Raw genomic sequence first — 22,771 nt, 5'->3', positions numbered from 1 at the left:
GCTGGCCTCGCCGGCTCAAGCAGTTTCAAACGAAAAAAGGGCGGGAGATTGAATCTCCCGCCCTGTAAAGGGGGTCGCTCCGCTGGGGCGCCCCGCCTAGGAAAATTCAGAAAATGTGCTGGATGCCGGTCGCGAAGGCGTAGTTCTTGCCGTTCGGAACCAACGTGTTGTTGGAGCCGGAGAAGACGCCGTTGGCCCAGATTGGACCGAGAGCCAAAGTCTCGTTATTCACGTGGCTGGCGAGGGCATACAACGAGGTGCGCTTGGAAAGGTAGTACTGCGCATTCACAACGGTCTGCTTGCTGGTGGTGCCGCCGAAGGTTTCCTTGACGGCGTAGTACTGCGCGGCTACTACAAACAGCGGCGTGACGTTGTAGCTGCCGCCGACGGTCCACATCTTCGAATCCGTCCATCCCACGTACGGGCAGGGCACGGCCCCGGTTGCCGGCCCCGGCGTGCTTGGGCATGTGGTGCCAGCGAAGGTCGCGATGCCGCCCGGTGCCGTGGCGGTGCGCCCTTCGCGGTTGTTGACCGCATCGTAGCCGGCGGCTACCTTGAACTCTCCAATCTTGTAGGAGCCCGAGAGCATGTACCAGCTCAGGCTCTTGCCGGTCCCCGCCACGTCGTAATCCCTCTGGTAGCTGGCTGCGACGGCGACCGGTCCGCCCATGTAGCGCACGAGCCCGCCGATGGTGGAGCCCGCCTTGTTCCCGCTCGCGCCTTGCTCGCCAGCGGACATGCTGGCCGCAAAGTCGAATCCGCCGAGGTTCGGGCTGTCATAGCGGATCTGGTTGCTGTTCCAGTAGTCGTTGCCGATGCCCTGAGCCGCCGTCGCGGTGGCGAAGCCCGTGTTGATGCCGGATGGCAAGGCGTTCATGATGTTTGCGTGGCCGATGAGGGCGGCGGTGTAGTTTCGACCCAGCGTGACCTGGCCGAAGCGGGCGCTCTTCAAACCAACATATGAATTGCGGCGCCAGAACGACGTAGTCGCCGGTTGGGCTATGAGCGTCCCAGAGTTCGCGCCGCCAGTGATGCCGTTGCCCTTTGCCAGGTCCAACGCCGCTTCAAGGTTGAACAGCGCCGAAAGGCCTCCTCCGAGATCTTCCGTGCCCGTCAAGCCCCACCTCGACGAACTGCCGGAGTCCGTGTTGAGCCTCAGGAGTCTGTTCGTGCTTGCTCTGGTGCGATCGTAGTACGCGGTGCTCGCGTCCAATCGCCCATAGAGCGTGACGCTGGACTGAGCTTGTGCCGTGGATGCCGCCACTGCTCCGAGAATGCCTGCCCAAAAAATCCGAGTCTTCATTCGCTTGCCTCCAACTTGTTGATGAACCAGCCCTTTGCCAGGGACCGTGCTCTGAGCCCCGCTCGAACCCGACCGACAGGGTTCGTCTTTGCGCCAAACCGCTCTTGCAGAGCGATTTGTCTAACAAACGTACGGTAGATTAAGTCGTTGCGTCGGCCGATGGGACAAACCCCATGTATTGCAATTGCGGTACGGGCTGACCGCAGCGCGACTGGTCGCGACCTCCTCAAAGAGGAGTGACTCAGCGGACCTTCCGTGCGGTGCCGCGACGCCGGACTTCACAGTCCACCCGGCGCAGATCGCGCCTTGTGGGAGGCAAGGCATTCGGTGGCAGCAGCCTCAACATTTCGCAAGACGTGTCGTGTCGCGCCCCAAGCTGATTTGTTCGTGATTGCCTCATCGCCGACGTCCAACTCTGGCCGTGGTGCGTGGCAACTGCGACACGGCGAACCACTTGTCGGCCGAATCTCAGGTCAGCGCCAAGGCTGGTCGGTGACCGGCAATTTGTCGAGCGCCGTTCTAGTCGCTCCGACAACGGCTACGCCGAGCGCCACGGAAACCGTGGCGGCGCGTGTACCGGGGGCTCACTCGCTCTTGATGCCGGCCGCCTTGACGGCTGCCGCATAGCGCTTCGTCTCTGTCTCGAGGAAGCTGGCGAATTGTGCAGGTGTCCCGCCGACCGGTTCGACCCCCTGCGACAGCAGCCGCTGCCTCACTTCGGGCGTGTTGATTCCGCGCGTGACTTCAGCGCTGATTCTGGCGAGGATATCGTTCGGCGTGCCGGCACGTCCGACGAGGCCAAGCCACGAGTTTCCGTTGAAGTCGGCAACGCCTGACTCGTTGATCGTCGGGTACTCGGGAGCCGCAGCCGAGCGGGTCAGCCCAGTCGCGGCAATGACTTTCAGCTTGCCGGCCTTGACCTGAGGCGCCGCGGAGAGAAGATCGACGAACATCATCGAGATGTGCCCGGCCATCACGTCCGTCATCGCGGCTGCGCTGCCTTTGTAGGGGACGTGGACAATGTCGATGCCCGAGGCGGCCCTGAGCATCTCGCCTGACAGGTGGTTCGATTGCCCGATTCCGGCCGATCCGAAGTTCAAGCTGCCGGGCTTTCGCTTGGCCAGCGCGATCAACTCCCGCAGATTGTTCGCGGGCACTGAAGGATGGACCACGAGCACGTTCGTCAGATTGACCGTGTGCGTGATCGACGCCAGATCACGCGCCGTGTTGTACGGCAGTTTGGCGTGAACGCTCGGGTTGATCGCGTGGCTGGTCGCGACCACGCCCAGCGTGTAGCCATCGGGTGCGGACCGGGCCACGACATCGGTGCCGAGCACGCTGCCGGCCCCCGGCACATTCTGATAGATGACCGGCTGCCCCATCGATTCCAGGTGCTTGCCGACGATGCGTCCGATGGTGTCGAGGATGCCGCCCGCGACCGACGGGATGACCAACGTGATCGGTTTTTCCGGGTAACTGATCTGGGCCGCCAGAGACGTCGCGGTGAACATCGGCAGCGCGAGCAGTTGCCGGCGGGTGAGTGTCATCTTGATTCCTCGAGCATTCGCCATACAGAAAATGAATCGCTATGGCGAAAAAGTGTAGACCGCTCGACTGCATCGTGTCAACATATTGGGACTCGAACGAATCGACATCGCGTATGGAGAACATGGCATCGCCGGACAAGCTCGTGGGGGCACTCGCCAGCGGGCTGGCCGTAATTCGCTACCTGTCCGCGGCCGCGGCGCCGGTCGGCGTGAGCCGCATCGCACGCGACCTTGGGCTGAACTCCAGCACCTGCTTCAACCTGCTCAAGACACTGGTCCACGAGAGACTGGTGAGTTTCGACGAGGCCACCAAGACCTATCGGATCGGCCTGGGCCTGGTGGAACTCGCCAAGGGTGCGCTGGAGACGGCCTCGTATGCGCGCATGGTGCATCCGCACCTCGAAGCGATCGCGGCGACACACCGCGTGACGGCGACGCTGTGGCACCGCGCTCCCGATGAGCGCGTGATTCTGGTCGATCGTGCCGACAACGACGCGACCATGCGGGTCCACATGAACGTCGGGCAGCGGCTGCCGATGTACATCTCCGCGCTCGGGCGCAGCATCGCCGCCCACTCGCGGCTGACAAAAGCCGAAATGCGCCGGCGAGTTGATGCGTTGCGCTGGGACGATCCACCCAGTTTCGATACCTACATGCGAAGCGTGAATGAGGCGGCGAACAAGGGCTATGCCGTCGACGCGGGCTGCTATGTCAAGGGCGTCACGAGCGTGTCGTCGGCCGTGCTCGACTCGGCCGGCACGCCCGTCATGGCGATCAGCGGCACCGGCTTCAGCGCGCAACTGGGGCGGCCGACGATCAAGGCATTGGGCGAGGACTTGCGCGACAGGGCCGCGCTCGTGTCGCGTGCGCTGTCCGGCGTTGCGCAGAACGAAGGTGCACGCGGATGAGCCTGGATTTCAGCTTCTCCACCGAACACGATGCGGTACGCGAGACCGTGCGGCGGATGTGCCGCGAGGAGCTTGCGCCGCTGGTTGACGAAGCCGAAGAGAACGAGGCCTTCCCGCGCCACATTTTTCGGCGTTGGGGCGAACTCGGGCTGCTCGGCGTGCGCTACCCGGAAGCCGATGGCGGCAGCGGCATGGACAAGGTTAGCGACTGCATCGTGCGCGAGGAGCTGAGCTTCTGCAGCCAGGCCTTCGCGTCGAGCTGGTCGGCGCATTCGCATCTGGGCATCTGGCCGATCTGGCGCGCCGGCACGCCGGAGCAGCGCGCGCGCTGCTTCGTGCCCGCACTCGCGGGCGAGAAGATCGCGGCATTTGCGCTGAGCGAGCCCGATGGCGGCTCCAACGTGCGGGCGTTGCGCACCAAGGCCACGCGCACGGCCGGGGGCTGGCGGCTCGACGGCAGCAAGCTCTACATCACCAACGCGCCGATCGCCGACTTCATGCTGGTCGCGGCGCGCACCCGGCCCGAACTCACGCCCGATGCGATCAGCCTGTTCATCGTCGAGCTGCCGAACCCGGGCATCACGATCTCCAAGCTGCGCAAGGAAGGGATCCGGGGTTCCGAGACGGCACTGATTCTCATCGACAACGTGTGCTTGCCCGACAGCGCGCTGCTGGGCGGCCGCGAGGGCACCTACCCGGTGATCCTCGATTGCCTGAGCGAGAACCGCGTCGGCGTTGCCGCCAATGCCTTGGGCATGGCGCGCGCGGCCTACGAGGCGGCGCTGGCCTACGCCCGCGACCGCATCGTCGCCGGAAAGCGCATCGGCGACTACCAGGCCGTGGGCCATCGCCTGGCCGACATGGCAGCACAGATCGAAGCCGCGCGCTGGCTCGTGTACTACGGCGCCTGGCGAGTCGACCAGGGCACGCTGGACGCAGCCACCGCGGCCAAGGTCAAGCTCGTCGCCAGCGAGGCCGCAGTGGCGGTCAGCGAAGCGGCGATCCGCATCCATGGCGGCGCCGGGATCATGCGCGAGTACCCGGTCGGCCGCATCCACCGCGATGCCCTGGTCTACGTGATCGGCGAGGGCACCAGCGACATCCAACGCAACATCATCGCCCGAGATCTGGGATTCAAGCCATGACAGCATCCGTTCTGCGCGAGCGCCACGGCGCCACACTCGTCATCCGACTCAACAAGCCCGAGGCGCGCAACGCCTTCGACCTGGAAATGCGCCAAGGCATCGCCGAGGCGGTGTACGAGGCGCGTGACACCGCCGAGGTGCGCGCCGTCGTCATCACCGGCACCGGCAGCGCGTTCTGCGCCGGCGGCGACCTGAAGTCGCTGTCGGCCGAGAAGCGCACGGTCTTCGCCGACCGCGACCGCATCCGGCGCCTGCATGTCTGGTTCCGCGAACTGGTCAACCTCGAGAAGCCCGTGATTGCGGCGGTCCACGGCCCGGCCTTCGGCGCCGGCTTCATCCTGACGCTGGCCTGCGACTTCGTGCTCGCCACGCCGAGCGCGCGCTTCTGCGCGGTGTTCACCCGCGTCGGCTTGGTGCCCGACCTGGGCGCGTTCTACCTCCTGCCGCGCGTGGTCGGCCTGATGCGCGCCAAGGAACTGGTGTTCTCGGCGCGCGAGGTCGATGTCGAGGAAGCGCGCTCGCTCGGCATCGTCTACGACGTGGTGCCCGAAGCGCGCCTGCTCGACGACGCGCTGGCGATGGCCTCGCGCTTCCACGGCGCGGCCACGCAGGCCATCGGCATCTCGAAGAACATCCTCAACCGCTCGTTCAACCTCGACCAAGACACGCTCGCCGAGCTCGAAGCGGCGGCCCAGGCGATGGTGATGAAGACCGATTACCACCACGACGCGGTCGCGCGCTTCATCAACAAGCAGCCGCGCGCGTTCGACTGGCCCGCCAAGCCGAAGGCCGGCGAGGGCAAGGCGTGAGCCGGGCGAAGAAGAGCGATGGGCAGCGCCAACTCGCTCTGTACCGCACGATGCTGCTGGTGCGGCAGGCCGAGACGGCACTCACCCGGCTCTTTGCCGACGGCGAGGTGCCGGGCTTCATCCACCTGAGCATCGGCCAGGAGGCGATCGCCGCCGGCGTGACTTCGGCGCTGGCGCCGCAGGACACGCTGGCCACCACCCATCGCGGCCACGGGCACGTGCTCGCGCGCGGCATCGGGTTGGACGGTTTCTTCAAGGAGATCATGGGCCGCGCCGGTGGCATCTGCCAGGGACGCGGCGGCTCGATGCACGTGGCAGACACGAGCCTGGGCGTGCTCGGCGCCAACGGCATCGTAGGTGCCGGCATCCCGATTGCGCTCGGCAGTGCGATCGCGCAAGCCACGCTCGATACCGGTGGCCTCGCGGTCGTATTCTTCGGCGACGGTGCGATGGCCGAGGGCGTGCTGCACGAGACGCTGAACATGGCGGCGCTGTGGAAGTCGCCGCTGCTGCTGGTGTGCGAGAACAACGGCTGGTCCGAGTTCTCGCCCACCTCGCGCCAGTTCGCGGCCCGGCTGGACGCGCTGGCCGCGGCGTTCGGCATCGTTCATGAAGGCGTGGATGGCAACGATGTGCTCGCGGTCGCCGATGCGGCCGCGCGCGCGGTGGCCGCGATCCGCGAGGGTCACGGCCCGCGTGTGCTCGAGTGCAAGACGCACCGCGTGCGCGGTCACTTCGAAGGCGATCCGCAGAAGTACCGCAGCGCCGACGAGATGCAGGCGGGCGCCAGGACCGATCCGCTGGCGCGCACGCACGCGGCCTTGCTCGCCGCGGGCGTTGCCTCAGATGCGCTCGATGCAGCGGCCGCCGAGGTTGCACAGCGCATCGAGGCGGCGATCGCCGGTGCGCGCGCCGATGGCTTGCCGGCCTTCGAGCCCGCCTTCGCCGGCGTCTACTCGGAGACGACCTCGTGAGCGCCGGTCCGACCGAGATGAAATACATGGCCAGCGTCGCGCAGGCGCTGCGCGACAGCATGGCCGCCGACCCGCGCGTCATCGTGATGGGCGAGGACATCGGCGCGCCCGGCGGCTCGTTCAAGGCCACGCGCGGCCTGCTCGACGAGTTCGGGCCGAAGCGCGTGCTCGACACCCCGATCTCCGAGGCGAGCATCGTTTCCGCCGCGGTCGGCGCGGCGCTGTCGGGCCTGCGCCCGGTGGTCGAGATCATGTTCATGGACTTCATCACGCTAGCGATGGACGCCCTGGTGAACCAGGCCGCCAAGGCGCGCTTCATGTTCGGTGGCCAGTGCAGCGTGCCGATGGTGCTGCGCACGCCGCACGGCGGGGGCTTGAGCGCCGGGCCGCAGCATTCGCAATGTCTGGAAGCCTGGCTGGCGCATGTGCCCGGCCTCAAGGTCGTGTGCGCGGCCACGCCGGCCGATGCTTACGGCCTGCTGCGCGCCGCCATCGAAGACCCGGACCCGGTGATCTTCATCGAACACAAGGGCCTGTACGGCAGCAAGGGCCCGGTCGACGTGACGGTGCGCGACGTGATCGGCAAGGCCAAGACCGTTCGCGCCGGCCGCGACGTGACGCTCGTGACCTACGGCGCGACCGTGCACACCTCGCTGGCAGCGGCGCAGGAACTGGCCGGCGAGGGCGTGGAGGTCGAGGTGATCGACCTGCGCAGCCTGCAGCCCTGGGACCGCGCCACCGTGCTCGCGTCGCTGGCGCGCACCCACCGCGCGGTGATCGTGCACGAGGCGGTGCAGGCCTTCGGCGTCGGCGCCGAGATCGCAGCGACGATCGCCGACGAAGGCTTCGACGAACTCGACGCGCCGGTGGTGCGCGTCGGCGCGCCCTTCATGCCAGTGCCGTTCGCCAAGTCGCTGGAGCAGGGCTACAACATCGGCACCGCGGCCATCGTCAAGGCGGTGCGCCGCACCCTCGAATGAACACGGAGACACGCCACGCATGGCTAACGACAGCATCCTGAGTGAAAAGCGCGGCCCGGTGGGCCTGTTGACGATCAACCGGCCGAAGACCCTGAACGCGATCGACGTGCCCACCATGCACGCACTCGACGCCGCCCTCGCGGCCTTCGAGGCCGACGATTCGGTGCGCGCCATCGTCGTCACCGGGGCTGGCGAACGGGCTTTCGTGGCCGGCGGCGACATCGCCGATCTCGACAGCCGGCGCGGGCTGCCGCACTACGAACAGTTCGCCGAAGTGATCCACCGCCTGTTCACGCGCTTCGACAACTGCGACAAGCCGACCCTCGGCGCCATCAACGGCTGGGCGCTCGGCGGTGGCACCGAGCTGCTGCTGGCGCTCGACATCCGACTGGTGGCCGAGGAAGCCAAGCTCGGCCTGCCGGAGATCACGCTCGGGCTGTTTCCCGGCGCCGGCGGCACGCAGCGATTGATTCGCCAGATCCCGCTGTGCCGCGCCAAGGAGCTGATGTTCACCGGCGACCAGATCAGCGCCGCCGAGGCGGTGGCACTCGGGCTGTGCAACCGCACCGTGCCGCGTGCGAAGCTGCTCGACGAGACGCTGGCGCTGGCGACGCGCATCGCCGAGAATTCGCCGCTGGTGCTCAAGCTGCTCAAGCGCACCTTGCGCCAGGGGCTGGAGATGCCGCTGCCCGCGGCGCTGGCGCACGAGCAGGCGATGATTGGCCTGGTGCTCGACAGCGACGATGCGCACGAGGGTTGTCGCGCGTTTCTCGAGAAGCGCAAGGCCGAATTCAAAGGGACCTGACGGCGTGCGCAGAGACTGGCTCATGCCCAAGCTGGGCTTGACGATGACCGAGGGCGCGCTGGCCGAATGGACACTCGCGCCCGGCGCGCGTTTCAAGGCCGGCGACTGCGTGTTCGTGGTCGAGAACGACAAGGCGGCCACCGAGGTCGAGGCTGAAAGCGACGGCGTGATGGGCACGCCGCTGGTCGCGGTGGGCGAGACCGTGCCGGTCGGCGCGGTGGTGGGGCATTGGGACGACGACGCGCCGCCGGTCGCAGCACCCGCCGTGGCCGACGCGGCCGCCACCACCGCCCGCCGGCCGGTCACGGCGTTCGCTCGCCGCCTCGCGCGTGAACACCGGATCGCGATCGCCGACGTGACGGGATCGGGGCCGCGCGGTCGGGTGCGGGCGCGCGATGTCGAGGCAGTGTTGAAGACGCGCGCATCCGCCTCCGCCTCTAAGACTGCGCCCGCGGCTGCGCCGATAGCTCCGCCGGCATCCGCAACCACGGCGGAGGCTGCGCCACCGACAGTCCAATCACGCTTGCCCGCGCCACCGGCCACCGGCAGGGCTCCCGGCCGCGTGGAACCATTCACTGCGGTGCAGCAGGCCACGGCCGCGCGGCTGACCGCCGCCAAGCAGGACATCCCGCACTTCTACCTGGCGCGCGAGGCCGAGGTCTCGAGCCTGCTCGACCTCTACGCCAAGCTGAAAGACCCCGAGACCGAGCCGCGGCTGACGCTCAACCACTTCCTCGTTGCAGCCGTGGGCCGGGCGCTGCGTGCGCTGCCCGAGCTGAATCGCGTCTGGACGCCGCAGGGCGCGCTGGTGCTCGATGGCAGCGACGTCGGCGTGGCCGTGCATACCGAACACGGTCTGCGCGTGCCGTTGGTGCGCGATGCCGGGCGCTTGAGCCTGGTCAACCTGGCGCGCCAAGCCAACACCCTGGCCGAGCGTGCGCGTGCGGGTCGACTCGGGGCTGACGACATGGCCGGTGGTGCCATCACGGTGTCGAATGCCGGCATGCACGGCCTGACCGCGATGACCTCGATCATCGTGCCCGGGCAGTCGATGATCCTCGGCGTCGGCAGCGTGCGCGAGCTGTTCCGCCCCGACAAGCTCGGCCAGCCGGCGCTGCGGCGCGAAATCGCGCTGGTGCTGTCGATCGACCACCGGGTGCTCGACGGCGTCGGCGGCGCCGCGCTTCTCAACGAGATCGTCGACGGGCTGGCCCATCCGACTCGGTTGTTGTTTGACTAGCTGACGCAGGAGCTCACGATGGACTTTCGACTCTCCGATGAACAGAAGCTGATGATCGAGGCGGCGCGCAAGGTCGGCGACCGCTTCGGCCTGGAGTACTGGCGCAAGCAGGACGCCGCCAAGGCGTTCCCGAAGGAGTTCTGGCTCGCAGTCTGCGACGCCGGCTTGTGTGGCGCCGCGCTGCCCACCGAGGTCGGCGGTGCCGGCCTGGGCATGTTCGAGCTGGCGCTGGTGGTGGAGACGCTGGCCTCCTGCGGCGGCGGCGCGACCGTCGGGCAGCTCTTCATGATCAACCCGATCTTCGGCGGCGTCGCGCTGTCGCGCTTCGGCACGGCGGCGATGAAGGCCGAGCTGCTGCCCAAGATCGTCTCGGGCGAGATCAACTGCTGCATGGCGCTGACCGAGCCCGACGCCGGCACCAACACGCTCGAGCTGCGCACCTATGCCGAGGCCGACGCCGACGGCTGGCGCCTGAACGGCCGCAAGATCTGGATCACCGGCGTGCCCGACGCGGCCAAGATGCTGGTGGTGGCGCGCACCAAGAAGCTCGCCGACTGCAAGTCGCGCAGCGACGGCCTGTCGATGTTCATGATCGACGTCGAGCGCAAGGGACTCACGCACACCGCGATCGACAAGGTCGGCACGCGCACGCTGGCGTCGAGCAGCGTCTTCTTCGACGACGTGCGCATCGCGCCGGGCGAACTCGTCGGCACCTTGCACCGCGGCTGGCACGAACTCCTCGACGTGCTCAACACCGAGCGCATCGTCACCACCGCGGCGCTGGCTGGCACCGGCGAACTGGCGATCAAGCTGGCGGTGAAGTACGGCAACGAGCGCAAGGTCTTCGGCGACAAGCCGGTCACGAGCTACCAAGGGTTGCAGTTTCCGCTCGCGCAATGCCATGTCGAGGTCGAGGCGGCACGGCTGCTCAACCACAAGGCGGCAGTCAACTGCGACATGGGTCTGCCCTACGGGAGCGAGGCCAACGCCGCCAAGCTGCTGGCGGCGCAGGCCGTCGGCCGCGCTACCGAGCGCGCGATGCAGACCATGGGCGGCATGGGCTACGCGACCGAGTTCCACGTTGAGCGGCTGTGGCGCGATGCGCGGCTGTTCCGCTTCGCACCGGTGTCCGAGGAGATGATCCTGAACTACGTGGCCAACCACGACCTGGGCATGCCGCGCTCGTACTGAGCGCGCCCGTCTCCGAGGAGATCTGCATGGTCAACCTGAGTGCCGCCATCCTGCGTTGGGCGCGCGCCGAGCCCACACGACCATCCCTGTTGTACCGCGACCAGCGTTTGGGCTATGGCGAACTTGCGGCACGCGTGGCCGCCACCGCCGGCAGCCTGCGCGCACGCGGCATCGGCGACGGCGACATCGTCGCGCTGCTGATGAAGAACAGCGCCGGGTTCATCGAGCTGGCGCTGGCTGTGAGCCACCTGGGCGCGGTGCTGCTGCCGATCAACTACCGCCTCGGCGCCGACGAGGTCGAGTACATCGTCGGCCACGCGGGCGTGAAGCTGCTGCTTGCCGATGAAGAACTGCGTGAACTCGCCGGCGGCTTCGGCAACGTGGTATTCGTCGACGAAGCGGCGCAATCCGACAGTCGCCGCCTCGGGCCCGTGGCGGAGCCGGTGTGGGCACCGCAGGTGCGGCGGGCCGAGGACCTGTTCCGGCTGATGTACACCTCGGGCACCACCGACCGGCCCAAGGGTGTGATCCATTCTTACGCCAACTACCACTGGAAGTGCCTGGACCACATCGCGGTACTGGGCCTGCATGGCGGCGAAAGGCTGCTCGTGGTGGGGCCGCTGTACCACGTCGGCGCGTTCGACCTGCCGGGCCTGGCGGTGCTGCAGATGGGCGGCATGCTCGCGGTGCAGCGCGAGTTCGAGCCCGAAGAGACTTTGGCGCTGATCGCGCGCGAACGTCTGACCGCCGGCTGGATGGCGCCGGTGATGCTGAACCGCCTGCTGGCGCTGCCGGATCGCGAGCGCTTCGATGTGAGCAGCTTCCGTTGGCAGATCGGCGGCGGCGAGCGCACGCCCGAAGAACGCATCCGCGAGTTCAGCTCGCTCTTCAAGAGCGGCCGCTACATCGACGGCTACGGTCTGACCGAGAGCTGCTCCGGCGACACGCTGATGGAGGCCGGGCGCGAGATCGAGAAGATCGGCTCGACCGGGCGCGCGCTGCCGCACGTCGAGATCCGCATCTGTGACGACGACGGCCGCCAACTGCCGTCGGGCGAGGCCGGCGAAATCTGCCTGCGCGGCCCCAAGGTCACCGGCGGCTACTGGCGCGACCCCGAGAAGACCGCGGCGAGCTTTCATCCTGGCCAATGGTTTCGCACCGGCGACATCGGCTACCTCGATGGCGAAGGCTTCCTTTTCCTCACCGACCGCAAGAAGGACATGATCATCAGCGGCGGCGAGAACATCGCCTCGAGCGAGGTCGAGCGCGTGCTGTACCAACTGCCGCAGGTGCTCGAGGCGGCGGCGGTCGGCCTGCCCGACGAGCGTTGGGGCGAGCGAGTCGCGGCAGTCGTCGTGCTGCGGCCCGGCACGACGCTCTCGCTCGAAGAGCTGCAGTCGTTCTGCCGCGGCAAGCTCGGCGGCTTCAAGCTACCGAAGGAACTGGTGCTGCGCGAGACCTTGCCGCGCCTGCCGTCGGGCAAGGTGCTCAAGCGCGTGCTGCGTGCCGAACTGACCTGCAAACCCAAGAGATATACAACATGAAGCTCGACTTTTCAGGACAACTCGCGGTCATCACCGGCGGCGCCAGTGGCATCGGCGAAGCCTGCGCGCGCGCGCTGGCCGAAGCCGGTGCCCGTGTCGTCGTGGCTGACCGCAACGAAGCGGCGGCGCGCGCGGTGGCCAAAGCGGTGGGCGGCATCGCGCTGGCGCTCGACGTCGGCGAAGAACAATCAGTCGATGCACTGGTCGCCGCGGTGCAGGCGCAATACGGCGTTCCGAATGTTCTGGTCAACAGCGCCGGCGTACTGCAACGCACGCTCCCGCCTGAGGAACTGAGCCTGCGCGAATGGGATTTCGTCGCCCGCGTCGACCTGCGCGGCACGTATCTCTGCTGCGCGCGCTTCGGTGCCGCGATGGCGCAGCGCGGCAGCGGGGCGATCGTCAACATTGCCTCGGTCGCCGGCATGGGCTCGGGGCCACTGCATTCCTACGGCCCCGCCAAGGCCGGCGTCATCAACCTGACCGAATGCCTCGCGGCGGAGTGGGGCCCCAAGGGCGTGCGCGTCAACGCCGTGTCGCCAGGCTTCACGCACACTCCGGCGCTCGAAAAGGGCATCACGACTCGCACGCTGGAGACCGGCGCGATGACGACGCACGCGGCGCTCGGGCGGTTGATCGAGCCGCGCGAGATTGCGAACGCCGTCGCCTTTCTCGCATCGGAGCGGGCCTCGGCGATCACCGGCGTCAACCTGCCCGTCGATGCCGGCTACCTGGTGGCGACGCCGTGGGCAAGCTACGGGGGTCTGCGCCGGTGAGCCGCGCCGTGCCTTGCGGTTGCAGTGAAAGTAATTGACCGTCTGCCGAACGTTTGTTAGTCTGCTTGGGGCGCATTCCGCGAGAGGAGACAACACATGAAAGACATGAAAACCCCGTTCGCCTTGGCCTTCGCGGCGCTGTTGGCCGCGTGCGGAGGCAGCGACGATCCCGCACCGGTCACCATGGCTTGCGCCGACTTCTCCGGCAAGACCATTGCCGGGGCGGCAGTCAACAGCGCGACCGTGGTCGCGGCCATCGCAACGGCGCCTGAATATTGCCGTGTGCAGGCCACTTTGCCCACCAAGCTGAAGTTCGAGCTGCGCATGCCGAGCAGCGGCTGGAACGGCAAGCTGATGTACGGCGGGGCCGATTCGGTGACGGGTTCGAGCGGCGGGTTCAATGGCTCGATTCCGAAGGTCAATGTCGCCGCGCTCAGCGCCGGGTACGCCAGTGTGGCGAGCGATTCCGGGCATACCGGCAGCAGTGACGTCGATGCCGCTTGGGCGCTGAACGACACCGAGGCGCTGATCAACTTCGCCAGCGAGTCGGTTCCGCGCGTGGCGACCGCGGCACGCGAGTTGGTGCGCCAGCGCTACGGCAGCACGGTGCAGCGCGCCTACTATGAGGGCTGCTCGAACGGCGGACGCGAGGCCCTGATGGCGGCACAGCGCAGCCCCGAAGTGTTCGACGGCATCATTGCCCGCGCGCCTGCCTACAACTTCACTGGCTTGCTGCTGAGCTTCCAGCGCAGCGCCAAGTTGCTGGCGGCGCCGGGCGGCGGGTTCACGCCCGGCAAGGTCGCAACGCTCGCCAACGGCGTGCTGACCGCCTGCGACGTGCTCGACGGCTCGACCGACGGTGTGGTGTCCAATCCGGCCGCCTGCACCTTCAGCCCCGCGGTGCTGGCATGCAGCGGAGCCGACAGCGATGCCTGCCTGACCGCGTCGCAGCTGGCCGTGGTGAATGCGTGGACCAGCGACTTCACGGTCGCGGGCACCACGGTTGCTGCCACCGGTTATCCGCTGACGGGCAACGAGACCGATGCGGCCACTTGGGGCCCCTGGTTCCTCGGCGGCGGCGGGATTCCAAGCTACCAGTACCTGTTCATGATCGGTGGCGTGAACTACATGTTCACGAAGAATCCGATGCAGGACCCGCTGACCTTCGACCCGGCCGCCAACCTCGGCTCGGTGGCGGCTCTGACGTCGCTGACCAATGCCGACGAGCCGAACCTGACACGCTTCAAGGCGCGCGGCGGCAAGCTGATCCTCTGGCACGGCGGGACCGACCCGGCGATCAGCGTCAAGGGCAGCACGAAGTACTACACGAACGCCGTGACTGCGGTGGGCGGGCAGGCTTCGGCCGACGAGTTCATCCGTTACTACCAGGCTCCGGGCGTTGCGCATTGCCTGGGCGGGCCCGGGGCGGACACGGCGGACCTGCTGACGCCGCTGGATGCTTGGGTCAGCAGCGCCACGGCGCCTGGAAACCTGACCGCGAAGAAAGTGAACCCGACCAACGGTGCCACCGTGTTCTCACGGCCGCTGTGCATGCATCCGAAATACCCGCGCTACAACGGCAGCGGCGACGTGAACGCAGCGGCGAGCTACACCTGCACTTGAGCAGGCGCGCCCCGGCCGTGCGAGCGGTCGGGGCTTTTCGACAACGGTGAAGAATGGACTTTCGCGCGATGCGTGTTCCCGGTTGTCTGCATGCGATGCTGCTGCTCGCGACCGTGACGCTGGTGTCGCCGACCGCGTTCGCGCAGAGCTACCCCACGAGGCCGGTTCACATCATCGTGCCGGCCGCGCCGGGCGGCATGTCGGACGTCATCACGCGCACCGTCGGTCAGCGCTTGACCGAGGCGCTGGGCCAGCCGGTTGTGGTCGACAACCGGGTCGGCGCGAATGGCATCATCGGCATGGAAGCGGCGGCACGTGCCGCGCCGGACGGCTACACCCTCGTGCTCGGCTACACCGCGACGATGGCGATCAACCCGGGCCTGTACCCCAAGCTGCCCTACGACCCGGTCAAGGATTTCGCACCGATCGCGTCGACCTTCGCGATGCCGCTGGTGCTGGTGACGCACCCGTCGGTGCCGGCCTCCAACTTTGCCGAACTGGTCGCCCTGGGCAAGGCGCAGCCCGGAAAGTACGCCTACGGCAGTGCCGGCGGCGGGTCGAGCGGGCACATGTCGATGGAGCTGTTCAAGACCACGACAGGCGCCAACTTCACGCATGTGCCCTACAAGGGCAACGCGCCCGCGTTCGCAGACCTTCTCGCGGGGCATGTGCAACTCATGTTCGGCGACGTGCCGAGCGCGCTGCCGCAGGTCAAGGCGGGCAAAGATCCGCGCGCATGCCGTCACGAGCCGGGAGCGCATCGCGCTGATGCCCGACGTGCCAACGGTGCGCGAGCTCGGCCTGCCGGGATACGAGGCCGGCATCGTGTTCGGTTTTCTCGCGCCGGCCGGTACGCCGCGCGACATCGTGCTGCGCCTGAACAAGGAAATCGTCGCCATCGTCAACGAACCCGCGATCAAGGAGCGCTTTGCGGCGCAGTCCGCACAGGCGCAGCCGAGCTCACCCGAAGGCTACGCGGACACGATTGCCGCGGAGCTTTCCAAATGGGGCCGCGTCGTCAAGGCATCGGGCGCCCGAGCCGAATGAACAACAACTCGAATCCGCGAAAGACATCATGAAGCCTTCTTGGCTCGCTGCGTTGACATGGTCGCTGGCCCTCGCCGCGGGGCTTGCACAGGCGCAGGACTACCCGAACAAGCCGGTGCGCGTGGTCGTGCCGCTGTCGCCGGGCGGCAGCACCGACGCGGTGCTGCGCATGCTCGTTCCCAAGCTCGCCGAGGCGCTCGGCCAGGCCGTCGTGATTGAGAACCGGCCGGGCGCCGGCGGCAATCTGGGCGCCGACGTGGTCGCCAAATCCACCCCCGACGGCTACACGCTGTTGGTCGGCACGAGCACGAGCCACGGCGTCAACCCGACGCTATACGGCAAGATGCCCTACGACGCGGTGCGGGACTTCGCTCCGATCACATTGATCGGCCACGTTCCGTTCGTTCTGATGGCGCACCCGAGCCTGGGTGTGCGCTCGGTCCCGGAGCTAGTGCGACTGGCACGCGAGAAGCCGGGGCAACTGTCCTACGCGTCCTCCGGCAACGGCACGTCCTCGCATCTGGCGATGGAGATGCTCAAGACGATGGCCGGTATCAACATCCTGCATGTGCCCTACAAAGGCACGGCGCCAGCGAACCAGGATCTGATGGGCGGGCATGTTTCGTTGCAGTTCGACGGTGTCACAGCGGCGCTGCCGATGCTGCGCTCCGCCAGGGTCGTCGGTCTCGGGGTCACGAGTGCCAAGCGCGTCGGCGCGACACCCGATCTGGCGCCGATCGCCGAAGGCGGCTTTCCCGGCTTCGAGTACACGGCCTGGATCGGCCTGCTGGCGCCCGCCGGGACCCCGAAGCCGGTGGTCGATCGGCTCAACGCCGAGATGGTCAAGATCCTCGCCTCCCCGGACATCCGCCACAAGTTGTCCGAGGCCGGTTTCGAGGTCGCGAGTTCGACGCCGGAAGTTTTCGGTGGCTTCATCCAGAGCGAGATCGTCAAGCTCGGCAAGGTGGTCAAGGCGTCGGGTGCCAGGCTCGACTGAACCACGCCATTTCATCGTTCTATCACAGGAGAAATTCATGCGCATCGGCAGTGTCGAATTCGAGAAGAAGGGCCGCATCGCGGTCATCACGCTGGACGAGCCGACCAAGCTCAACGCCTTGTCGGCCGACATCCGCAAGGGCGTGCTCGAAAGCCTGGCGATGATCGACGCCGACGACGAGATCCGCGTCGGCATCGTCACCGGCCGCGGCGACCGGGCGTTCTGCGCTGGTGCCGACATCAGCGGCTTCCCGGTGACGCCGGAGCAGGTGCGTTCCTTCATCGCGACCGTGCTGCCGTTCCTCGAGTCGCCCGAGCGCTGCCGCAAGCCCTTGATCGCGGCAGTCAACGGCATGGCCTTCGGTGGTGGCTTCGAGCTGGCCATCGCCTGTGACTTCATCATCGCGTCCGACAAGGCCAAGTTCGGCGTGCCCGAGATCCAGCTCGGCCTGTTGCCCGGCTTTGCGGTGGTGCGCTTGCACGACATCGTCGGCCGCCCGAAGGCCAAGGAGCTGAGCATGCTCGGCGAGCCCATCGACGCCGCCGAAGCGGCGCGGCTGGGCATCGCGCTGCGTGTCGTGCCGCACGACAAACTGCTCGACGAGGCGATGGCCTTTGCCGAGAAGATCGCCGCCAAGCCGCGCATGGCGGTCGAGATGGCCAAGTCGTTCTACAACCGCGGCCTGGGCGGCGACGAGATGCGCTACGCCGTCGACGCTTTCCCGTTCCTGTTCCTGACCGACGACGTGAAGGAAGGTGTGGCCGCCTTCCGCGCCAAGCGCAAGCCCGAGTTCAAGTGATGGCCCGCCCGGTCCTTCACAACGCGTTCTGCGACTCGCTCGGCATCGAGTACCCGATCTTCCTCGCCGGCATGGGCGTGGGCGGGCGGGCCACGCCGCCGAAGCTGGTGGCGGCGGTGTCGCAGGCAGGGGGCTGCGGCGTGCTGGGCTGCTCGGGCTTGTCGCCCGAAGAAACGCGGCGGCGTATCCGCGAGGTGCGTTCGCTGACCGACCGGCCGTTCGGCGTCGACCTGCTGCTGCCGGCGCGCATCGCCGACGCGCCCGACACGCGCAGCGGCGTGCGCGACGAAATCCGCCGCCGCTACCCCGAGCACGCGGCCTTCGTGCAGACGCTGATCCAGCGTTACGGGCTGCCGCCGGTGCAACCGGCCGATGAAACGGTGGTCAACATCGAATACGCCAAGTCGGTGCTCGACGTGGTGTTCGAGGAGCGCGTGCCGATCTTTGCCGCGGGCCTGGGCGACCCCGACTTCCTGCTGCCGCGCGCGCGCGCCCAGGGCATGAAGCTGATCGGCCTGTCGGGCTCGGTGCGCAATGCGGTGAGGCAACGCAAGTCGGGCGTCGACGCGATCGTCGCGCAGGGCACCGAGGCCGGCGGCCACACCGGCACCGTGGCTTCGCTGCCCTTGATCCCGCAGGTCGTCGATGCCGTGAACCCGACGCCGGTGATCGCCGCCGGCGGCATTGGCGACGGCCGCGGCATCGTCGCCGCGCTGGTGCTCGGCGCGCAGGCCGCATGGCTCGGCACGGCGTTCCTGGTGGCCGACGAGTGCGAGCTGTTCGATGCCTGCAAGGACCAGATCGTGGCTTCGGACTCCGAGGCCTTCCGCATCAGCAAGGTCTGGACCGGCAAGACCGTACGTGCCTTCCACAGCGAAATCTCGCAGGCCTGGGCCGAGTCCGGATTGCCGACGCTGGAGACGCCCTACCAGCGCATCCTGATGGAGGACTTTCTGTCCGCCGCGCTGGCCGCCGGCCGGCACGACCTGTTCTACAACATCGCCGGCCAGGTGGGCGGCATGCTCAAGGCGCGGCGCCCGGCGAGCGACATCATGACCGATCTGGTCGGCGGTGCGGTCGATGAAATTCGCCGTCTGCAGCGCGATGTGCGCATCAGTCTTGCTTCGTAGTTGAAAGGAACCCATGGGAAACAAAGCCATCATCAGCGGGGTGCACGATACGCAGGTCGGCGCGCTGCCCGACAGCACCTGCATGTCATTGCACACCGAGGCCAGCCTGGGTGCGCTGGCCGACGCCGGGTTGAAGGTGTCCGACATCGATGGGCTGCTCACCGCCTACTCGTTCGCGTCGCCGCAGCTGATGCTCGGCGGCGTCCTTGGTGAATACATCGGTTTGCGCCCGAAGGTCAACGCGTCGATCGCCATGGGCGGCATGACCGGCGGCCTGCTGGTGCGCCACGCCGCCTCGCTGGTGCAGGCCGGCATCTGCCGCCACGTTCTGTGTGTCACCGGCGACAACCGCCTGACCGGCTTGGGCGACAGGGTGCAGGCGGCGCTCGCCGATGTGGGCCACCCGCAGTACGAGCAACCCTACGGCATGAGCGTGCCGGCGGCGTTCGCGATGGCGGCGCAGGTCTACTTCCACGAGGGCTGGCTGAACGGCGACCACCTCGCGGCGGTCGCGGTGAACCAGCGCACGAATGCAGCGCTGCATCCGCAGTCGCACATGAAGAAGCCGATCACGATGGACGACGTGCGCAAGTCCAAGGTGATCGCATCGCCGTTGCGCATGCTCGATTGCTGCCTGGTGTCGGACGGCGGCGCGGCGGTCGTGGTCAGTGCGGCAGAGACCGGGCGAGACCGGCCCAAGCGCGCCGTCGAACTGCTCGGCATCGGCGAAGGCCACACCCACGAGCACATCTTCGCGGCGCCGTCGCTGGTTGATTTTGGTTGCAAGGAGTCGGCCGCCGACGCGCTCGCACAGGCCGGGCTGAAGCACCAGGACGTCGACTGCGCGCACATCTACGACTGCTTCACCAGCACGCTGCTGATCACGCTGGAATCGATGGGCTTTTACGGCCGTGGCGAGGCCGGCCCGGCCGCGCTGGCGGGCGAGTTCGCGATCGGCGGGCGCTTTCCGGTCAACACCAACGGCGGGCTGCTGTCTTACGGCTCGTCGGGGGCGGCCGGCGGCATGTTCCATGTCGTCGAGGCCGTGCGCCAGCTGCGCGGCGAATGCGGTGCGCGCCAGGTCAAGGACGCAGAGGTGGCGCTGGCGCACACGCTGGGCGGCATCTTCTCCGGTCACTGCTCGATCATCATGGGGAGAACCTGAACATGGCAGAAGTGCAATCCAAGCCCATGCCCGTGCCGGACGCCTACAGCCGTCGGTACTGGGAGGGCGCCAACGAAGGCGAATTCCGTTTCCAGCGCTGCCGCGCCTGCAGCAAGGCGCAGTTCTATTCGCGCTCGGCCTGTGTGCATTGCCACGGCACCGACCTCGAATGGCAGGTGGCGGCCGGCACGGGCCGGGTGGCGAGCTTCTCGGTGATCCACCGCGCGCCGCTGGCCGCCTTTGCGGCCGACACGCCGTACGTGCTGGCGCTGGTCGACATGGACGAAGGGTTCCGCTTCATGTGCAACGTCCTGAACTGCGACCCGGCGACGGTGCGCGTGGGAATGCGGGTGCGCGTGTGCTTCGAGACGCGGCCCGGCAGCGAACAGAAGATCCCCCAAGTGGAGCCGGCAACCCCATGAGCGAGCAAGCGATGTTCAACTATGACCACTACGAGCCCGGCAAGGACTACGGCTCGCGCGACTTCAGCGTCGACGAATCGACGGTGGCGAAATGGCGCAGCGTCTATCCCGGCGACGACGACCCCGGCGTCATGCCCGGTGGCATGCTTGCGATGATCGTCATCGACGCGGTGCTGACCTTGAATGCACCGCGCCCGCCGGGTGGCGTGCACGGCGGGCAGACCTTCGACGTCGCGCGCATGCCCCGGGTCGGTGACACGCTGCGCACGCAGGTCTGGTGTCTCGACAAGGAGATCAAGAAGGAACGCAAGTGGGTCCGCATCCGCAGCGAAACACGCTCGGTCGGCTCGGGTGAACTGCTGTTCACCGGCATCATGACCACGCTGGTCGCGCAGTGAGGAGCCGCCAGTGAACAAGCAGCTGAAAACATCCACCAAGCACGTCGACTTCGACACCATCATGGCCTACGCCGCGGTGACGAACGACTACAACCCGATCCACGTCGACAAGGCCTTCGCCGCCACAAGCCCGATGGGCGGGATCATCGCCCACGGCACGATGTCGGTGGCGCTGATCTGGCAGGCGCTGAAGAACACGCTGGGCATCGAGGCGCTGAACCGGGTGCACCTGGAGATCCGCTTCGTGCAGCCGGTGCGAATCGACGACGACGTGACCGGCGGCGGCGAATTGCGCGACGGCACGCAGCCCCCTGTGTACGACGTCTGGGTTCGCAACGCCAAGGGGCAAGAGGTGATCAAGGGCACCGCGACCGTCAAACCTGAAAAGGGAAATCCATGAGCCTGAAGGGCAAGGCCTACATCGCGGGTGCGTTCGAGCACCCGATCCGGCGCGCCGACGACAAGTCGGTGGCGCAACTCCATGCCGAGGTCGCGCGCGGCGCGCTCGCCGACGCCGGCCTGACCATGCGCGATGTCGACGGCTACTTCTGCGCCGGCGACGCGCCGGGTCTGGGCGCGCTGAGCATGGTCGACTACATGGGCATGACGCTCAAGCACGTGGACACCACCGAGACCGGCGGATCGTCGTACGTGGTCCATGTGGCGCACGCCGCGGCGGCGATCGCGGCCGGCCGCTGCAACGTGGCGCTGATCACGCTGGCCGGGCGGCCCAAGGCCGAGGGCATGGCGACCGGCACCGCCCCGCGCAACTACGGCCCTGCGCCCGACGTGCCGTTCGAGCTGCCCTATGCGCCGACCACGGTCAACATGTACGCGATGGCCGCGATGCGCCACATGCATGAGCACGGCACGACCAGCGAGCAGCTCGCATGGATCCGCGTGGCCGCGTCGCACCACGCCCAGCACAACCCGCACGCGATGGTGCGCGACGTGGTGACGGTCCAGGACGTGGTCGGCTCGCCGATGATCTCTGACCCGCTGCACCGGCTCGACTGCTGCGTCATCAGCGACGGCGGCGGCGCGCTCGTGGTGGTGCGGCCGGAGATCGCACGCCAATTGAAGCGTCCGCTGGTCAAGGTGATCGGCACCGGCGAATTCATGCGCGCGCAGATCGGCGGCAAGGTCGACCTGCTGACGACCGGCGCGGCCTGGACCGGCGCGGCGGCCTTCGCCGAGGCTGGCGTCAAACCCGCGGACATTCAGTACGCGTCCATCTACGACAGCTTCACGATCACCGTGCTGCTGACACTGGAGGATCTCGGCTTCTGCAAGAAGGGCGAGGGCGGCCGGTTCGTGGCCGACGGCAACCTGATCTCCGGCACCGGCAAGCTGCCTTTCAACACCGACGGCGGCGGCCTGTGCAACAACCACCCGGGCAACCGCGGCGGCATGACCAAGGTGATCGAGGCCGTGCGGCAGCTGCGCGGCGAGGCGCATCCGAAGGTGCAGGTTTCGAACTGTGGGCTCGCGCTGGCGCACGGCACCGGCGGTTCGCTGGGCACGCGCCACGGCAGTGGCACCCTCATCATGGAACGGGAGTGAGCAGCATGATCGTCAAACAAAGAACACTGGTCGCACCCACGGTCTATCCGGAAACCAAGCCGTTCTGGGACGCCGCCACCGAGGGGCGGCTGCTGGTCAAGCAGTGCGATGACTGCGGCGAGCACCACCACTACCCGCGCGCCGCTTGCCCTTTCTGCGGCAGCGAACGCACCCAGTGGCGCGAGGCCAGCGGCCGAGGCACGATCTACAGCTTCAGCGTGATGCGGCGCGCCGAAGTGCCCTACGTCATCGCTTACGTGACACTGGAAGAGGGCCCGACGATGATGAGCAACATTGTCGAGGCCGATGCCGACGCGATCCGCATCGGGCAGAAGGTGACCGTGAAATTCAACCCGAGCGACGGTGGGCCGCCGCTGCCGGTGTTCGCGCCGGCCTGAGGCGCCGCCG

23 protein-coding genes and 1 pseudogene are annotated in these 22,771 nt (G+C 67.6%); 22 read left to right on the top strand and 2 right to left on the bottom strand.

Going from position 1 to position 22,771, the window contains the following annotated elements; all coding sequences use genetic code 11:
- Positions 1–106 precede the first annotated feature (106 nt).
- The gene (locus ACWH49_RS01395) at positions 107–1,303 is read right to left on the bottom strand and encodes a porin (RefSeq protein WP_448169826.1); all 1,197 of its coding nucleotides are present in this window, start codon (positions 1,301–1,303) and stop codon (positions 107–109) included.
- 584 nt (positions 1,304–1,887) lie between these two features.
- Positions 1,888–2,850: a tripartite tricarboxylate transporter substrate binding protein gene (locus ACWH49_RS01390; protein ID WP_448169825.1), complete on the bottom strand. Its 963-nt coding sequence runs from the start codon at positions 2,848–2,850 to the stop codon at positions 1,888–1,890.
- Between the two features lie 113 nt (positions 2,851–2,963).
- Here ACWH49_RS01390 and ACWH49_RS01385 point away from each other — a divergent pair, with 113 nt between their 5' ends.
- The 22 genes and pseudogenes from ACWH49_RS01385 (at position 2,964) to ACWH49_RS01280 (ending at position 22,761) form a co-directional block, all read left to right on the top strand.
- Positions 2,964–3,758: an IclR family transcriptional regulator gene (locus ACWH49_RS01385; RefSeq protein WP_448169824.1), complete on the top strand. Its 795-nt coding sequence runs from the start codon at positions 2,964–2,966 to the stop codon at positions 3,756–3,758.
- Complete coding sequence (locus tag ACWH49_RS01380; RefSeq protein ID WP_448169823.1) at positions 3,755–4,903, top strand: acyl-CoA dehydrogenase family protein; 1,149 nt, start codon at positions 3,755–3,757, stop codon at positions 4,901–4,903. Before ACWH49_RS01385 ends, ACWH49_RS01380 begins: the two co-directional genes overlap by 4 nt.
- Positions 4,900–5,712: an enoyl-CoA hydratase/isomerase family protein gene (locus ACWH49_RS01375; protein WP_448169822.1), complete on the top strand. Its 813-nt coding sequence runs from the start codon at positions 4,900–4,902 to the stop codon at positions 5,710–5,712. Before ACWH49_RS01380 ends, ACWH49_RS01375 begins: the two co-directional genes overlap by 4 nt.
- A gap of 50 nt (positions 5,713–5,762) precedes the next feature.
- Entirely contained in the window at positions 5,763–6,686 is a 924-nt protein-coding gene (locus ACWH49_RS01370; protein WP_448174284.1) for a thiamine pyrophosphate-dependent dehydrogenase E1 component subunit alpha, read from the top strand.
- A gap of 17 nt (positions 6,687–6,703) precedes the next feature.
- Complete coding sequence (locus ACWH49_RS01365; RefSeq protein ID WP_448174283.1) at positions 6,704–7,666, top strand: alpha-ketoacid dehydrogenase subunit beta; 963 nt, start codon at positions 6,704–6,706, stop codon at positions 7,664–7,666.
- Positions 7,667–7,685: 19 nt separating this feature from the next.
- A complete protein-coding gene (locus ACWH49_RS01360; protein ID WP_448169821.1) occupies positions 7,686–8,471 on the top strand; it encodes an enoyl-CoA hydratase/isomerase family protein in 786 nt (261 codons plus the stop codon).
- Positions 8,472–8,493: 22 nt separating this feature from the next.
- Positions 8,494–9,711: a dihydrolipoamide acetyltransferase family protein gene (locus tag ACWH49_RS01355; protein ID WP_448169820.1), complete on the top strand. Its 1,218-nt coding sequence runs from the start codon at positions 8,494–8,496 to the stop codon at positions 9,709–9,711.
- Between the two features lie 18 nt (positions 9,712–9,729).
- Positions 9,730–10,902: an acyl-CoA dehydrogenase family protein gene (locus ACWH49_RS01350; RefSeq protein WP_448169819.1), complete on the top strand. Its 1,173-nt coding sequence runs from the start codon at positions 9,730–9,732 to the stop codon at positions 10,900–10,902.
- A gap of 26 nt (positions 10,903–10,928) precedes the next feature.
- A complete protein-coding gene (locus ACWH49_RS01345; protein WP_448169818.1) occupies positions 10,929–12,446 on the top strand; it encodes an AMP-binding protein in 1,518 nt (505 codons plus the stop codon).
- On the top strand, positions 12,443–13,219 hold the full coding sequence (locus ACWH49_RS01340; protein WP_448169817.1) for an SDR family NAD(P)-dependent oxidoreductase: 777 nt from the start codon (positions 12,443–12,445) through the stop codon (positions 13,217–13,219). Before ACWH49_RS01345 ends, ACWH49_RS01340 begins: the two co-directional genes overlap by 4 nt.
- Before the next feature lie 123 nt (positions 13,220–13,342).
- A complete protein-coding gene (locus ACWH49_RS01335; protein ID WP_448169816.1) occupies positions 13,343–14,842 on the top strand; it encodes a tannase/feruloyl esterase family alpha/beta hydrolase in 1,500 nt (499 codons plus the stop codon).
- Positions 14,843–14,895: 53 nt separating this feature from the next.
- Positions 14,896–15,507, top strand: a pseudogene (locus tag ACWH49_RS01330) (Bug family tripartite tricarboxylate transporter substrate binding protein); the annotation flags it as partial.
- Positions 15,458–15,889, top strand: a complete 432-nt coding sequence (locus tag ACWH49_RS01325; protein WP_448174282.1) for a Bug family tripartite tricarboxylate transporter substrate binding protein — start codon at positions 15,458–15,460, stop codon at positions 15,887–15,889. The pseudogene ACWH49_RS01330 and the gene ACWH49_RS01325, both read left to right, overlap by 50 nt.
- A gap of 28 nt (positions 15,890–15,917) precedes the next feature.
- Positions 15,918–16,886, top strand: a complete 969-nt coding sequence (locus ACWH49_RS01320) for a tripartite tricarboxylate transporter substrate binding protein (RefSeq protein WP_448169815.1) — start codon at positions 15,918–15,920, stop codon at positions 16,884–16,886.
- Between the two features lie 37 nt (positions 16,887–16,923).
- Complete coding sequence (locus tag ACWH49_RS01315; RefSeq protein WP_448169814.1) at positions 16,924–17,685, top strand: enoyl-CoA hydratase/isomerase family protein; 762 nt, start codon at positions 16,924–16,926, stop codon at positions 17,683–17,685.
- On the top strand, positions 17,685–18,815 hold the full coding sequence (locus ACWH49_RS01310; RefSeq protein ID WP_448169813.1) for an NAD(P)H-dependent flavin oxidoreductase: 1,131 nt from the start codon (positions 17,685–17,687) through the stop codon (positions 18,813–18,815). The genes ACWH49_RS01315 and ACWH49_RS01310 overlap by 1 nt, the downstream gene beginning before the upstream one ends.
- Before the next feature lie 13 nt (positions 18,816–18,828).
- Positions 18,829–19,980: a thiolase family protein gene (locus ACWH49_RS01305; RefSeq protein ID WP_448169812.1), complete on the top strand. Its 1,152-nt coding sequence runs from the start codon at positions 18,829–18,831 to the stop codon at positions 19,978–19,980.
- A 2-nt stretch (positions 19,981–19,982) separates the two neighbouring features.
- Positions 19,983–20,402: a Zn-ribbon domain-containing OB-fold protein gene (locus ACWH49_RS01300; RefSeq protein ID WP_448169811.1), complete on the top strand. Its 420-nt coding sequence runs from the start codon at positions 19,983–19,985 to the stop codon at positions 20,400–20,402.
- Entirely contained in the window at positions 20,399–20,800 is a 402-nt protein-coding gene (locus tag ACWH49_RS01295) for a MaoC family dehydratase (protein ID WP_448169810.1), read from the top strand. The genes ACWH49_RS01300 and ACWH49_RS01295 overlap by 4 nt, the downstream gene beginning before the upstream one ends.
- Positions 20,801–20,810: 10 nt before the next feature.
- Complete coding sequence (locus tag ACWH49_RS01290; protein ID WP_448169809.1) at positions 20,811–21,200, top strand: MaoC family dehydratase; 390 nt, start codon at positions 20,811–20,813, stop codon at positions 21,198–21,200.
- Entirely contained in the window at positions 21,197–22,363 is a 1,167-nt protein-coding gene (locus ACWH49_RS01285) for a thiolase domain-containing protein (RefSeq protein ID WP_448169808.1), read from the top strand. The genes ACWH49_RS01290 and ACWH49_RS01285 overlap by 4 nt, the downstream gene beginning before the upstream one ends.
- A gap of 5 nt (positions 22,364–22,368) precedes the next feature.
- Positions 22,369–22,761 (top strand): Zn-ribbon domain-containing OB-fold protein, encoded by a 393-nt coding sequence (locus ACWH49_RS01280; RefSeq protein ID WP_448169807.1) that lies wholly within the window; start codon positions 22,369–22,371, stop codon positions 22,759–22,761.
- Positions 22,762–22,771 lie beyond the last annotated feature (10 nt).

The sequence above is a fragment of the Rhizobacter fulvus genome (assembly GCF_964020785.1).
This window is presented reverse-complemented; position numbering and strand designations above follow the sequence as displayed.